Origin of the sequence: Streptomyces sp. NPDC000345, assembly GCF_042898825.1 — a bacterium.
Taxonomy (GTDB): Bacteria; Actinomycetota; Actinomycetes; order Streptomycetales; family Streptomycetaceae; genus Streptomyces.
This window is the reverse complement of record NZ_JBIAZE010000007.1, coordinates 55,412-69,513: the sequence shown is the minus strand read 5'-3', so window position 1 is coordinate 69,513 and position 14,102 is coordinate 55,412. Positions and strand designations below refer to the sequence as shown.

The 14,102-nt window shown below is 69.9% G+C and carries 10 protein-coding genes and 6 pseudogenes; 8 read left to right on the top strand and 8 right to left on the bottom strand.

Annotated features, from left to right (window positions below):
- Positions 1-72: 72 nt before the first annotated feature.
- The 4 genes and pseudogenes from ACFY30_RS18275 to ACFY30_RS18260 form a co-directional block, all read right to left on the bottom strand.
- On the bottom strand, positions 73-798 hold the full coding sequence (locus ACFY30_RS18275) for an ABC transporter ATP-binding protein (RefSeq protein WP_390846183.1): 726 nt from the start codon (positions 796-798) through the stop codon (positions 73-75).
- Positions 795-2,543 carry an ATP-binding cassette domain-containing protein gene (locus tag ACFY30_RS18270; protein ID WP_390846182.1) on the bottom strand — a complete coding sequence of 583 codons (1,749 nt, stop codon included), beginning with the start codon at positions 2,541-2,543 and terminating at the stop codon, positions 795-797. Before ACFY30_RS18270 ends, ACFY30_RS18275 begins: the two co-directional genes overlap by 4 nt.
- Positions 2,540-3,391: pseudogene (locus ACFY30_RS18265) on the bottom strand (branched-chain amino acid ABC transporter permease). Before ACFY30_RS18265 ends, ACFY30_RS18270 begins: the two are co-directional and overlap by 4 nt.
- Positions 3,392-3,397: 6 nt before the next feature.
- Positions 3,398-4,477: pseudogene (locus ACFY30_RS18260) on the bottom strand (substrate-binding protein).
- 295 nt (positions 4,478-4,772) lie between these two features.
- On the opposite strand from ACFY30_RS18260, the gene ACFY30_RS18255 reads away from it, so the two are divergent.
- The 3 genes from ACFY30_RS18255 to ACFY30_RS18245 all read left to right on the top strand — a co-directional run bounded on the left by ACFY30_RS18255 (position 4,773) and on the right by ACFY30_RS18245 (position 9,102).
- A complete protein-coding gene (locus ACFY30_RS18255) occupies positions 4,773-6,146 on the top strand; it encodes an amidase family protein (protein ID WP_390846181.1) in 1,374 nt (457 codons plus the stop codon).
- 188 nt (positions 6,147-6,334) lie between these two features.
- On the top strand, positions 6,335-6,490 hold the full coding sequence (locus ACFY30_RS18250) for a hypothetical protein (protein WP_390846180.1): 156 nt from the start codon (positions 6,335-6,337) through the stop codon (positions 6,488-6,490).
- 203 nt (positions 6,491-6,693) lie between these two features.
- Entirely contained in the window at positions 6,694-9,102 is a 2,409-nt protein-coding gene (locus ACFY30_RS18245; protein ID WP_390846179.1) for a SpoIIE family protein phosphatase, read from the top strand.
- Here the strand turns inward: ACFY30_RS18245 and ACFY30_RS18240 are convergent.
- Positions 9,088-9,207 (bottom strand): annotated as a pseudogene (locus tag ACFY30_RS18240) (IS481 family transposase); the annotation flags it as partial. The gene ACFY30_RS18245 and the pseudogene ACFY30_RS18240 overlap by 15 nt on opposite strands.
- 67 nt (positions 9,208-9,274) lie before the next feature.
- Here ACFY30_RS18240 and ACFY30_RS18235 point away from each other — a divergent pair.
- A pseudogene (locus tag ACFY30_RS18235) lies at positions 9,275-9,426 on the top strand (IS3 family transposase); the annotation flags it as partial.
- A 31-nt stretch (positions 9,427-9,457) separates the two neighbouring features.
- On the opposite strand, the gene ACFY30_RS18230 reads toward ACFY30_RS18235, so the two are convergent.
- Positions 9,458-9,931, bottom strand: coding sequence for a hypothetical protein (locus ACFY30_RS18230; protein ID WP_390846516.1), 474 nt, complete (start codon positions 9,929-9,931; stop codon positions 9,458-9,460).
- 508 nt (positions 9,932-10,439) lie between these two features.
- Positions 10,440-10,712, bottom strand: a pseudogene (locus ACFY30_RS18225) (recombinase family protein); the annotation flags it as partial.
- A gap of 96 nt (positions 10,713-10,808) precedes the next feature.
- Here ACFY30_RS18225 and ACFY30_RS18220 point away from each other — a divergent pair.
- Together ACFY30_RS18220 and ACFY30_RS18215 are read left to right on the top strand one after the other, a co-directional pair.
- Positions 10,809-11,018: pseudogene (locus ACFY30_RS18220) on the top strand (enoyl-CoA hydratase/isomerase family protein); the annotation flags it as partial.
- Positions 11,019-11,203: 185 nt separating this feature from the next.
- A complete protein-coding gene (locus ACFY30_RS18215; RefSeq protein ID WP_390846178.1) occupies positions 11,204-11,350 on the top strand; it encodes a hypothetical protein in 147 nt (48 codons plus the stop codon).
- Between the two features lie 111 nt (positions 11,351-11,461).
- Here ACFY30_RS18215 and ACFY30_RS18210 read toward each other — a convergent pair whose 3' ends face one another.
- The gene (locus ACFY30_RS18210; RefSeq protein ID WP_390846177.1) at positions 11,462-11,668 is read right to left on the bottom strand and encodes a hypothetical protein; all 207 of its coding nucleotides are present in this window, start codon (positions 11,666-11,668) and stop codon (positions 11,462-11,464) included.
- Positions 11,669-12,053: 385 nt separating this feature from the next.
- Here ACFY30_RS18210 and ACFY30_RS18205 point away from each other — a divergent pair, with 385 nt between their 5' ends.
- Together ACFY30_RS18205 and ACFY30_RS18200 are read left to right on the top strand one after the other, a co-directional pair.
- A complete protein-coding gene (locus tag ACFY30_RS18205; protein ID WP_390846176.1) occupies positions 12,054-12,455 on the top strand; it encodes a hypothetical protein in 402 nt (133 codons plus the stop codon).
- A gap of 308 nt (positions 12,456-12,763) precedes the next feature.
- The gene (locus tag ACFY30_RS18200) at positions 12,764-13,930 is read left to right on the top strand and encodes a DUF4190 domain-containing protein (protein ID WP_390846175.1); all 1,167 of its coding nucleotides are present in this window, start codon (positions 12,764-12,766) and stop codon (positions 13,928-13,930) included.
- Positions 13,931-14,102: the final 172 nt, after the last annotated feature.

Here is a 14,102-nt window from a genome sequence, read left to right as displayed (position 1 = left end):
CAACATGCCAATGTATGTGTACCCGTTGACTTTACCGTTCACCTGCTCGCCGGGCCAGACCGGGGCGGGTGCTCAGGGCGCCATCCGGCCCGCCACATGCTCAAGGATTCCCTCGTGGACCTGCCCTTCCTCGGTGATCTGACCCTTTTCCATGAGGTACCACCGGTCCGCGACGTCCAGCGCCATGTCCAGGTACTGTTCAACGAGGAGTACGGCGACCCCGGCGGCAGCGAGCTGTCTCAGCGCCTCGGCCAACCGGTCCACGTTGGCGGGCTGGAGGCCCTCCGTCGGCTCGTCGAAGACGCACACCGCGCCCGGAGCCGCGACTGTCCGGGCGATCGCCAGCATCTTCTGCTCCCCGCCGGAGAGGGTTCCCGCACGTTGACGTTCCCGGCCTCGGAGGAAGGGGAAGAGCTCCGCCGGCTCCGACAGATCGCGGATCCCGGCCAGCCGCAGATTCTCGGCCACGGTCAGTCCGCCGAGCACCGGCCGGTCCTGGGCGACCACCCGCAGCCCGCCCCGTCTGCGCCGGGAGCCGGACCAGTCGGTGGCATCCAGGCCCCCCAGGAGCGTCACCCCGGCGTCGGCACCCAGGGTGCCCGAGACCGCGGACACCAGCGTGGTCTTCCCGACGCCGTTGCGGCCCAGCAACGTTACGACCTCGCCGGGCGCGACCGACAGATCGACGCCGCGCACCACGGTGGTTCCCGCGTAGCCGGCGGTGAGCCCACGGATCTCGAGCGCCTTCCCACCGGGGACACGCGAAGCGTCCCGGACAGGAGAAGAGGGGGTTTTCATGACCGGCCTCCCGCCGCCCGGCCGACGTAGACCGCCGACACTTCGGAATTCGACTCGATCTCCGCCACCGTCCCGGAGGCCATGACCTCGCCGCCGCGCAGCACGGTGACCCGGTCGGCAACGCTGCGGATGAAGGCCATGTCGTGCTCGACGACCAGGACCGGCAGTCCGTGGTCGCGGACGAGTCCTCGCAGCACCTCGGCGACCTGCTCCGTCTCGCTCCGGGTCATACCCGCGGTGGGTTCGTCGAGCAGCAGCACGTCGCAGCCCGCGGTCAGCGTCATGGCGAGCTCGAGCAGCTGCTGCTCGCCGTGCGAGAGGCTGCCTGCGGGGGTGCCCATACGGTCCGCGAACCCGGCCGCGTCGAGGACGAACCACGCCTCCGGCGGCAGGCCTGCCGTCCACCGCTGCCGCACCAGTGCGAGCGCACCGTGCGTCCTGCCCCACTGGGCCAGGGCGAGATTCTCCGCCAGGGTCAGTGAACCGGCGACGCTCGGTGCCTGGAACTTGCGGCCCAGTCCGGAGCGGGTCAGTTCCCACGGAGGCCGACCGGTGACGTCCTGCCCGTTCAGCCGCCAGGATCCGTCGGTCGCCGGCGTGAACCCGGACAGCACGTCCAGCAGCGTCGACTTGCCCGCCCCGTTGGGACCGATGAGGCAGTGCACGCCCGGTTCGGTGAGGTCCAGGTCCACCCCCCGCAGCGCGGTGAAGGGACCGAAGCGGCAGCCGACCGACCGTACGACCAGTCCGCCGCCGACCCGGCCACGGGTCGACGGGGCCGCCGCGCCGAGCTCCACCTGCCGGGGTGGGAACCACCGTGCGGGCAGGTGGCGGCGGACGACGACCGTCACCCCGTCGGGGACGAGGACCACGGCGGCGACGAAGGCTGCGCCCGTCACCAGCAGCCAGTAGTCGAGTGCCGCATCGGCCAGTGCGCTGGCCCCGGCGTTGACCACCACTGTGGCCGCTACCGGCCCCCAGATGGTCCGCGGCGATCCCAGCATCGCCCAGACCACGAAGTTCGTTCCCATGGCGAGGCCGATCAGGCCGGGGGAGACGAACTGGACCTGCATCGCGTACACCGCGCCCATCAGCCCGGCCACGACGCCGGTGAAGGTGAACACGCCGGTCTTCGCCGCTCCCACGTCGTAGCCGAGTGCGGCCATCCGGCGTTCGTTGTCGCGGACGGCGGCCAGGGCGACCCCGTACGGACGCCGCGCGAGGCTCGCCAGCAGCAGGATCACCAGTACCGACAGGCCCGCCGTGACGCCCCGTCCGGCCGTCGCGGTGAACGCGAGCGCACCGACGTGGAAGCGGGGGATGTCGGTGAGGCCGTTGAAGCCGCCGGTCACCCTGGTCCAGCGGTTGGCGACCTGCTCCGCCGCGAGGGCCACGACGAAGGTGGCGAGGGCGAAGGCGACCGGGTCGAGCCTGCGCCGCAGTCCCACCGCGGCGATCAGCCGGGCGGTGATGCCGCCGAGCAGCGCCCCGGCACCCAGCCCGGCGAGCGATCCGTATGCCCCCGCGTGCAGACTGAACCAGGCGCCCGCGTACGCGCCCACGCCGAAGGTCACGCTGTGACCGAGGTTGAGGATCCCGCAGGTGCCCCAGGTCAGGGCCAGTGCGGCGGTCACCGTGCCGAGCACCAGGAACTGGGCCAGCAGCCCGCCCGTCCAGGGTCCGGCGAGGACGGCCGCCGCTGCCGCCAGCGGCACGGGCAGCAGATGTCGGACGAAGAGGTTCATGCGGCCACCCGGTAGGGAGCGGAGGGACGGACCTGCACCGCCAGGAACGCCAGCAGCAGTACCGCCACACGGGCCAGGAGCGGGTCGGTCCAGAAGGTCGTCAGGTTCTGCACCGCCGCGAGCCCCAGCGCGGCGACGAGCACCGGCGCCACACGCCGTCCGGCCACCATGACCACGAGGAAGGCGGTGAACACGTAGTCCAGGCCCATGTCGGGCTGGACGTTGGTGACGGGTGCGACGAGTGCCCCGGCGATCGCGGCCAGCGCCGCGCTCGCCGCGAACACGACGAGATTCACCCGCGCAGAGCGCACGCCCAGGGTCTCCTACAGCGCGGCGTCGTCGGCGACCGCCCTGACCCGCAGACCGAGGGAGGTGAATCGCAGCACGGCGAGGACCGCCAGGACGACCGTGACCGCGAACCCGGTGAGCAGCAGCTGGTAGGTGGGGAAGGGGACACCGAGGACCTGCGTGGCGCCGGGCAGCGGATTGGCCACCATGCGGTAGTCCTTGCCGAACTCCAGCTGCATGAGCTGGCGGACGACGAGGGACAGGCCGAAGGTCGCGAGGATGGACAGCTCCGGTGACCGGTACAGCCGGCGCACCAGCAGCACTTCGGTCAGTGCCCCCATTCCGAGTCCGACGACGGCCGCCGCCGCCAGGCCCGCCCCCCAGGGCAGGCTGCGCTCCGCGGTGACGACGGAGGTGTACGCGCCGACGGTGAGGAACTCGCCGTGGGCCAGATTGATGATGCGCATCAGACCGAAGGACAGCGACAGTCCGACGGCCGTCAGGGCCAGGATGGCGGCGGAGGACAGGATGCCCAGGGTCAGGGGGATGGTCTGGCTCATGGGCCGTTACCCCTTGCAGGTGGTCTCGGCGGCGATGTCCGCGAAGGTCTTCTCGACCTTGATGGCGCCGCTGGTCACCTTCCCTATGTAGATGGACTGGGTGGCGGTCCGGTTCTTCTCGAACGTGACCTTGCCGGCGGGCGCGTCGAGGGAGAGCCCGCCGAGCTTGGCGGCCACGTCCTCCGCCTGCGTGCTTCCGGCCGCGTTGGCCGCCTGGGCCCATGCTCGGATGGCGACGTAGGTCTGCTCCGACAGGGAGGTCACGACCGGGGCCTCGGCGCCGAACTTCTTCCGGTACGCCGTCAGGAAGGCGGAGTTGGCGGGGGTGTTCAGGTTCTGGAAGTACCCGAGGGCGGTGTACATCCCCTCCGTGACCTTCGGTCCCATGCCGGCCAGGGTGTTCTCCTCGTAGAGGATGCCCAGGCGCTGGACGTCACTGTTGCCCAGACTGGCGTCGTACGCCTGCTTCTCGAACGCGATCGCGTCACCGCCGACGAGGGCGGGAAGCAGCAGTGCGGGGTCCGCCTGCTGGATCTTCTGGATCACGGCCTGGTAGTCGGTGGTACCGAGTGGCACGTACGCCGTCCCGGCGACCTGCCCGCCGGAGGCGGTGATGTAGCGCTCGGCCGCGGCCAGGCTCGCACGCCCTCAGGCGTAGTCGTTGCCGATCAGGAACCACTTCTTGCGACCGGTGGTCTGCTGTGTCCAGGGGATCGACTGCTTCAGCTGCTGGCTGGGGACCTCGCCGTTGGTGAAGAGCTTCGGGTCGCAGGTGGCGCCCTCGAAGACGGGTGTGTAGAGGTAGAGGGTGTTGGCGGCCTTGGCCACGGGCAGCACGGCTTCCCTGGTGGCGGAGCTGTGCATGCCGATGAACACCGAGACGCCGTCGGATGTCAGCAGGCGGCTCCCTGCCCGTCTGCCGATGTCCGGGTTGGTCGCGTCGTCGCCGACGACGATGCTGACCTTGCGCCCGAGGATCCCGCCGGCGGCGTTGATCTCCTCTGCCGCCAGTTCCGCGACGTTCCGCGTCGCCGGTCCGAAGAGCCCGGCCGAGCCGGACATGCTGGTCAGCAGCCCGATCTTCACTGTGCCGTCGGAGTCGGTGCGCTGGGGCACGCCACTCGACTTGCCGCTGTCGGTGGCGCAGGCGGAGAGGGCGAGCGCGGCTGCCGACGTGACGGCGACGGCGATTTTGCACCGGTGGATGGGCTTGATGGGGGGCACGATTTCCTCCAACATGTCATCGCGTGAGCGAACGATGACATGAGCCCTGGGGGTGGTCAACCCTCGAAGAAGCCGCCACCAAAGCCGGCGTCGTACGGGCGGCGGCGCAGTGATCGTCCGTGAGCTGTCGAAGCGGATCCGCACGAAGGAGCAGGCCATGAGCGAACCCACCACGAAGGAACCCGGCACGCAGAACGGCCGGGCGGCGCTCGCCGGCGCGTGCAGTCGGCACGAGGCCGTGCAGACGTCCTTGGAACGTGCCGAGGAGGCGGCCCACCTGGGCGGCTTCATCACCCTCGACCGTGATGCCGCCGCCAAGACTTCCGACGAGCCGGGCCCGCTGTCCGGCATGACCTTCGCGATCAAGGACAACATCCACGTCGCCAGGCTGCCCAACACGGCCGGCACCCCCGCCCTGCGGGACTTCGTCCCCCCGTCCGACGCGCCTGCGGTCCGGCGGATGCGCGACGCCGGTGCCGTCATCCTCGGCAAGGCCAACATGCATGAGTTGGCGTTCGGCATCACCAGCAACAATCAGGCGTTCGGCCCGGTCCGTAACCCGTGCGATCCCAGCCGTTTCGCCGGTGGCAGCAGTGGCGGGGTTGCCGCACTCGTCGCGGCCGGGGTGGTGCGGGCGGGCCTGGGCACCGACACGGGCGGCTCGGTGCGTGTTCCCGCGGCCGTCACCGGCATCTGCGGGCTGCGGCCCACGGTCGGGCGCTACCCCGGGGAGGGTGTGACGCCCCTGTCGAGTACCAGGGACACCATCGGGCCCATGGCGCGCCGGGTCGCGGACCTGGTTCTGCTGGACGGTGTCCTCAGCGGTGACGGCGCTCCGGTCGTCGCCCGTCCGCCGCAGTCGATCCGGCTGGGGGTGCCGACCGGTCACTTCACCGAGCCGCTGCAGGACGAGGTGGCCGTCCAGTGGGAGACGGCCCTGCGCAACCTGGCGGCGGCCGGCGTGGACTTGGTCCCGGTCGATGTCAGTTCGTTCACCGCGGGCGAGTTCGAGACCGGTATGGCCATCGTGCTGTACGAGGCCCGGGTGGAGTTGTCCGCCTACTTGGCGGAGTACCGGCCGCAGACGGACCTCGCCGCGCTCGCCGCCCTCATCGCGGGCCCCGACGTGCGCGGCGTCTTCGAGGGCTGCATCCTCGACGGGGCCCCGGGCCTGGTCTCCGAGGACGTCTACCGCGAGTGCCTGGCCCAGCGGCAGCGCCTGCGCGCGGCCTACGCGGACACGTTCGCCGCACACGGCCTGGACGGCCTGGCCTTCCCGACCACCCCGGCTACCGCTCTTGACCTGGCCACCTGTGACCAGGGCATGATTCTGCGCGGCGAAGACGCCGACACCTTCGCCACCTTCATCCGCAACACCGGCCCGGCCAGCGTCATCGGAGCCCCCGGCCTGAGCATCCCCATGGGCGTGGCGACCAACGGCCTGCCGACGGGCCTCGAGATCGACGCTCCCGTCGGAGCCGACCGCGAACTGCTCGCCCTCGGGCTGGCCGTCGAGGAGATCTGCGGCTGAGGTTCCCTGGGGGCGGGGTGGGCGATGCGCTTCCCCTGGAGTCCGCCAAGGGTGCCGCGCTCGTCCGCTGTGAGCACCGGGCCCCGTCCTGCTCCCGCGTCTTGTGACACCATGCGGCGGGAGCAGTCCATGAGGGACGGACTGTCCACCGCTGTTGTGGTGGCCCTGGCCGCGGGTTCGGTGGCCTCGTGGCCCGTGTGGTCGGCCTCGCGTCGTCGGGCGCGGCCCGGACTTTTCTGTACGGGTTGTGGCTCATCACGATCGCCGCCGTCGTGGAGGTGATTCTCCAGCTGTGGCTGCCGGTGACCGAGGCCCGTCACCCCATCCTGACGGCCGCCCTGTGAGGTGAACGTCGGTGGGGTGGAGTGGAGGCTGCGGCCGACGGTGGCTGATCTTCGAGAGCTGTTTCCGGGCGGGCAGCCCGGCGGCCTCCAGGAAAACGACCAGGTCATGGTCATCCATCCGAATCGCGGAGTGACAGCGCGTACCCAGGTGAGCCCGGCGCACAATGGGTATCGGCACCGGTGTCGTGCAGAAGGGTGTACGCGTGGACGAGCACAGGGCCACGCCGATGAGAGGCGCCGCCGCAGCCGAGGCGGACGCCGAGGGGCTGGTCACCGCGTGGAGCGACGCGGCCCGCAGCCTACTCGGCTTCGAGACCAGGGACGTGCTGGGCCGCCCTGCGACAGATCTGCTGGCCGAACCCCTGCCGCCTGATGCCCGGCACAGCCTCGCCGACTCGGACGGATGGACCGGCACGGTCACGGTCCGGCACCAGGACGGCCACCACGTCGAGGTGCGGCTCGAGGCATACCCGCTGCTGAGCTCGGACAACGCGGTCCGCTGGTTCCTGAGAGCCACCGCGCCGGAGCCGACTGCGCTGCTGCAGAAGTGGGCTTTGGAGCAGTTCCCCGTACCGGTGGCTCTCTTCGACCAGGACGGGATCGTAGTGTCGACCAACGCCGCGATGGAGAGGGTGACAGGCAGCCCCTCTTGGCAACTGCGGAGCCAGCGGGTGGGCGACTCCGCCGACAGCCTCCGGCGCCTTCCCGGATTCGAGGGTCTCGGTGACGCGGGGCAGCGAGTCCTGCGCACGGGGGAGACCGTGCCGTACGAGGCTTGGCTGCAACCCCACGGGGAGCCCCGCGAACACGCCTGGCTGGTGTCCCTCAGCCCGTTGAAGGACAGTGCCGACCGCGTGCGAGGCATGTGTCTGGCGGCCATGGACAGTACGGACCAGCTCCGTGCCCGACGCAGACTGAGCGTCCTGAACGAATCCAGCGTCCGCATTGGCTCCACCCTGGACGTGACCCGTACTGCCGAAGAACTGACCGAGGTGTGCACGGAGCACTTCGCCGACTTCGCCCTCGTGGACCTGCTGGATTCCGCGCTGGCCGGGGACGAGACGGCGCCCCTGCCTCCTACCGCGCCCGTCTTCCGTCGCACCGCCTGCTGCTCCGTGCTGGAGGGCTGCCCCGAGGTGACGATTCCCGTCGGCGCCCTCCACGGCTACCGCGAGGGCTCGCCGCAAGGGCGCGTGCTGACCGACGGCCGCGGCATGTTCCACGCGGTCGACGACGCCGGCCGACGCTGGTGGGCCGCGGACTCCCCCGACAGCGTCCGCAGCATCGACGAACACGGCATCCACGCCCTGTTGGTCGTGCCCCTGCGTGCCCGCGGCATCACGCTCGGCCTGGCGATCCTAGGCCGCCATCGAACGCCTGAGCCTTTCGACGACGACGATTTGCTGCTCGCCAAGGAACTCGCGGCGCGCGCGGCGGTCTGCGTCGACAACGCCCGCCGCTACACGCAGGAACGCGAGACGGCACTCGCCCTCCAGCGCAGCCTGCTCCCGCAGCACACTCCCCGGCAGGCGGCTGTCGAGGTCGCGTCCCGCTACTGGCCCACAAGCTCCCGTGCCGGCCTCGGCGGCGACTGGTTCGACGTCATCCCCCTGTCCGGTGCACGGGTCGCTCTCGTCGTCGGCGACGTCGTCGGCCACGGGGTGCAGGCGTCCGCCACGATGGGCCGTCTCCGTACCGCCGTACGCACTCTCGCCGATGTCGATCTGGCCCCCGACGAGCTCCTCACTCACCTTGACGACATCGTCCTGCGCCTGGACTCCGAGCGGGCACCGGCAGCTGCCGGGGAACTGCAGAGCCCGGGCGAGGTCGGCGCCACCTGTCTCTACGTTGTCTACGACCCCGTCTCACGCCGCTGTAGCGCAGCCCGCGCCGGTCACCCCGTCCCGGCCATGGTCACGCCAAATGGGCACGTCTCCTTCCTCGACCTGCCGAGCGGACCACCCCTCGGGCTGGGCGGTCTGCCGTTCGAAACTGCAGATTTCGACCTCCCCGAGGGCAGCGTCCTCGCCCTTTACACCGACGGACTGGTCCACGCCCCCGACCGCGACCTCGACGACGGACTGGCCCTGCTCCGCGGAGCCCTCGGCGAGCCCCGCCGTGCGCTGGAGGAGATCTGTGACGGAATCCTGCACAACCTGCCCGACCAACCCACCGACGACGTTGCCCTCCTTGTGGTCCGCACCCGCGCGCTGGAAGCGGGCCGGGTCGCCACGTGGGACGTACCGGCGGACCCCTCGTCCGTCGCCCGGGCCCGTTCGCTGGCATGCAAACAATTGACCGCCTGGCACCTGGGGGACCTCGGATTCGTCACCGAACTCGTCGTCAGCGAACTCGTCACCAACGCCATCCGGTACGGCGGATCCCCCATCCAGCTCCGCCTGATCCGTGACACCGCGCTCATCTGCGAGGTCTCGGACTCCAGCAGCACCGCCCCTCACATGCGCCGAGCCCGGGTCTTCGACGAGGGAGGCCGCGGTCTGCTGCTCGTCGCCCAGCTCACCCAGCGCTGGGGCAGCCGCCCCACCCGCACCGGCAAGACGATCTGGGCTGAACAGGCTCTCCCCACCACGCCCGCAGGCCGTGACTCGTGAGATGCCCATCCCGGCCGCGACATGCGCGACCGGGCGGCCTGCGCAGACTCGCCCGACCAGCAGCCGCCTGCCGTGAACGGTCAGCCGGGCATCACGGTGGGACACGAAGACTTCCGTGCGGTGCAGTCCTGGACAGCTCCACCCCACCGGGTACCAGCGGGTTCACCACTCAGGGGGAAGATCCGTCGTCGGCTGGTCCATCGCCGACCACATGCGCACCAGCCTGGTCGCCGACGCACTGCAGATGGCTCCCGGGCCTTCGCCGATCCCTGCGGCCAACTCGGGGTGACCCGGTCGATGGGAGCGGTCGGCACCAGCGCGGACAAGCACTTGTCATCACACTGCTCCTCTTCTCCTATCGGGTTCGCCTTGAGGTCGTTGTTGCTGGTCGGCGGTGGTCGAGGCGTATGCCTCGCTGGACGTGGGGCGGGTTGGGCCCGGGTTGGGGGTAGAGGCATGCGTTCTTGTCGTTGTACTTCTCGCCTTCGAGGAGTCCGGCCCGGTGGCGCTTCCAGATGGTGGGGACGCTGACGTCGAGGAGTTCGGCGAGGTCGTGGGCGGTCAGCAGGCCGCGGTCCCGCAGCCGGTCGAAGCGGCTGGTGAGTTGGTAGTCCTGGCGGATGTCGCGGACCAGGAGCCGGTGGAAGGGCAGTCCCTTGCCGCTGGTCAGGCCGCGCTGGTTGAGGATGTCGGCGATCTCCACGTCGGTGTGGTCCGCGAGGAGGGTGTCGATGGCGGCGACGACGGATTTCGGGGTCTGCCACTGTTTCCCGCCGCCCAGCGGGAGGGGCAGGTCGAGGGTGTGGTGGCGGCCTGCGGACAACCGCACTTGGGCGGTGATCCGTTTCGGCCTTGGTGAGGGTGACGTCCGTGATGAGCAGGCGGGCGATGCTTTGGCGTTCCCGCATCGGCGTGTCGGGATCGTGCCAGAGCCGGTGCACGTCGCCGGCGAGGTGGGCTCCCGGCATCGAACAGGCCATCGCCACCCTGCTGCTGCAAGAGCTGACCCCGCTCGCCATCGAGGCCGCCCTGCACACTGAGGACCTGCCAGTGCTTGAGCGGGCCCCAGACCAGCTCGCCCTTGCGCGGGCCGGTGCGAATCCGGAGGGGAAGGTGAGACGGTCGGCGGCGAAGATCTTGACGACGCCGCGCGCTGATCCGGTGGCCGCGAAGAGGGTCAGGACGTGCTCGACGACGGCCCGCACTGAAGCGTCGGGGTCCTTGACGATCCGGTCGGCATAGTCGTGGACATAGCCGACCGGCAGACCCAGCTTCGGCTCGCCGCGGCGGGCCTTGGCCAGCTGCCCGCCCCGCAACCGGGCTGCCAGCAGGTGGAGTTCGGCCTCCGACATGGTGCCCTTCAGGCCCAGCACGAGCCGGTCGTTGAAGGTCCGCGGATCATACAGACCGTCCTCGTCCAGGAGCAGCGTCCCGGACAGCGCACAGATCTCCAGCAGCCGGTGCCAGTCAGTGTTGTTCCTGGCCAGGCGGGAGACCTCGAGCCCGAGGACGATCCCGGCATGGCCCATGGATACCTCGGCGACCAGGTGCTGGAAGCCGTCCCGGCCCGCCGCCGAGGCCCCGGAGCGGCCCTCGTCGGAGTCGATCACGATGATCTGGGAGTCTTCCCAGCCCAGCGCGACGGCCCGGCCGCGCAGGGCGTACTGCCGCTGGGTGCATTCGCTGTTGTTGACCACCTGGGGACGGCGTGGGCCTGGGCCGCACGGCTGGCCGAGGGCCCCGCACTCGCCCTGCGGGCCGCCAAGGAGTCCATCGACCAGGGTCTGGAGACCGACCTCGACACCGGTCTCACCATCGAGCGGAACTGGTTCGCCGGCCTGTTCGCGACGGAGGACCGCGAGCGGGGGATGCGCAGCTTCACCGAGGAGGGGCCTGGCAGGGCGACGTTTCTGTGAGGGCTCCTGGAACTCGGCCGTGTACCGCTTGCTGTGTTGCCCTTCCTGTTCACTACCTGGACTGCCCTCTGCGGGACCTTCCGTCCCAGTATCCGTGAACTCCGACCGGGCCTCGCCGCAGGTCAGTGCGAACCCGCCGTGGGACTCGGTATTTCCCGTGGTGGACCACGTTCTGTTTCAGCACCGTGATCTGCCTGGTCTTCATCCACTACTACGAGTGGCCCGGGGACGACGTGGTGGATGTCTGCAGCATCGGCCATCGGGGCGTCGCGTTCAGGCAAGACGGCCGCTGCTTCCTGGCGGAGTCGATGACGGTACCGATCCTGCTGTGATGGGGCCGGTGCCGATCGGCACACTGCGAGACTCCCGCGGGGCGGGCCATCGGCTGCTGACCACTGCAGCCTGGGTACGTCGTCCACGGTCTTTTGGATTCTGGCGACCAGCTACGTAGTAAGCGAGGCGGAGAACCCGATGTTCGACTGCACACCGGTCGCGTCGGCCGCCGGATCGTCGGCCGCGTGGATCGCTTGGGTCCTGCCGGGACGTAGCGCGTCGTCGCCCTGCTCCGCCAGGCACTCCCCACGCTGCCGCGAGAGGCCCGGGAGGCGGCCCATGCCGACGACTGCGGCGAGCTGCTGACCTCCCTGCACGTCGTGTACCGCTCATGGCACGGCCGCGCATCCTGGCCGCCGCGTGTCTGACGGCCGCCGCGCTGACCCTCACTGTCTGCTGAGGTTTCGGCTCCGGTTCCGATGAGGATGCCACCGGGGCGGCGCCGGGATCGTCGGCGCCGGCCACCGCATCGGCTTCACCAGCGGCTCTGTGCGCGACGCCCGGCAGACCGTCTCCGTCCAGCCATGGCCGCCGCCCCGGAGGACGCCGGTCGGACCCGGCTGTTGTTTCCGTGTTGCACTACGTGATTCCACGGATGTCGCTTCATGGGGCGATACAGGAGAGTTGTACTCGTGCTGGGTCCTTGCGCTGCCCGCGGCCCCTACTGGTTCGAAAGGCGCTGGTGCGTGAAGCAGTTGATTGTTGCCCCTTGGAAGAGGGCGGGCCGCCCTGACCGCCCTCTACGTGACCGTCCTCATCGCCGGTGTGCTGGGGGCCGCCGCCTGCGTCTATCTGGTCATGTTCAACGAGCTCGACGAGTCCGAACTGGTCACGATCACTCAGCTGTGGTTCTTCCCGATCGTCGTCGGCCTGTACGGCTTCGTCTTCCGGCGGCTGTCGCGGCGTATCTCCACGGGGCACACGGAAACCCTCAGCCAGGCTGCCCGCATGTCGATCGGCGTGGCCGGTTTCCGGGCGCTCCCGGCGCTCTTCCCGTTCCTGGTGCTGAGATGGCGCAGCTCCCTGCTTGTGTCTCTGGCGGCGGCGGTGTTCTGGGCCGTACTGCTGTGGTTCTCCTTCGCGGCGGTCTTTCCGACCCTCTGAGCGCGGTCACCGCATCACCTGGCGCAACGAAAGAAAGCACCGGTGTCCGAGCTCCGGCGGAGTGCGCCACCGCTTGCACCGAGGTGACCATGCCGCGCAACGTCCGACCGTACGGCTGACCACGAGCAGCGGACGATCCGCTTTCGAGCACCGCGGGGTACTGGCGGCGGCACGCAAAAGGAGCCACGACCGTCAGGTCGCGGCGGCCATCCCTCGCTTCATCTGGTCAACCACCGAACGGTGATCCACACGTGTTGACAATGACTCGAACAGTCGCACGTCCGTTTTGAATCAGGAGCACAGTACCCGTGTCGATACCCCCGCCCTCCGGATCCCAGCAGCCCCAGGACCTGTACCAGCCCCCGCAGCCGCAGGGCCCGTATCCGCACCCCCAGGGACCGCAGGGGCCGCACCCCCACACCACCCCTTACCAGGTCTGGGGCCAGGGCTACGTCCCCTTCGCTCGCCCCGCGCCGGTCAACGGCGTCGCCATCGCCGCCCTCGTGCTGGGCCTGCTGTGCTTCCTGCCGGCCGTGGGGCTGGTCCTCGGGATCATCGCGCTGGTGCAGATAAAGAAGCGGGGCGAGCGCGGCAGGGGCATGGCGATCGCGGGCGCGGTCGTGTCGTCCCTCGGACTCGCCCTGCTGCTGTCCACGAACATCGCCTCCGCCGTCTGGGAGGGCTTCAAGGCGGGCGGCAGGGGTGGTAACAGCTACCTCCTCGCCAAGGGCGAGTGCTTCGACGTCCCGGGGGACACGGGCTTCGACCAGAACGCCTACGACGTCGACACGGTGTCCTGCAACTACGAGCACGATGCCGAGGTGTTCGGCACCGTCCCGCTGTCCGACGGCGACTACCCGGGCGACGACTACGTCACCGACAAGGCCGAGGACGAGTGCCGGACACTCCAGGACGCCTACGCGATGGATCACTGGAGGCTGACCGACGAGGTCGACGTCAACTACCTCACGCCCACCGCGGAGAGCTGGGCCTGGAGCGGCAACAAGATCATCTGCGTCTTCGCCCACACCGCCGCGTACGGCAGCCTGTACGGCCCGCTGCGCCAGGACGAGTCGATACTCGACGCCGACCAGCTGGCGTTCCTGAAGGCGATGAACGCCGTCGACGAGGTCCTCCACGAGGAGCCCGAGGAATACGCCGAGGAGGACCTGGACGCCAACAAGGACTGGGCGGCGGACGTCCGGGACGTGCTCGGCGAGCAGGCGGACGCGCTGCGCCGCCACACCTGGCCGGGCAACGCGGAGAAGTCCGTCGACGCCCTGGTGAAGGACATGCAGGACGCCCACGCGGACTGGGCGAAGGCCGCCACCGCGGGTGACGCCGACACTTACTACCACCACCACGACAACGGCTACGAGTACGTCGACGGCGACACCACCGTCGGTGCCCGCGAGGCCCTGGGTCTGGAAATCACCCCGCCCTCGAACGTTGTCAAGGTGAGCCGACGGCCGTGAGGCGCCGCCCGTTACCACGACCTCGTCGTCGACAAGGGCAAACACCACGACTCCGCCCTCTGCACACTCGCCGCGGTCCTGGTCACCCGCCTGGCCGCCATTTGTGGAGGGCGTCAAAGGTCACGCCGATAGCTCGGGCGAAATCGGGGGTGCCGATCGGGCCGGTCCGTGA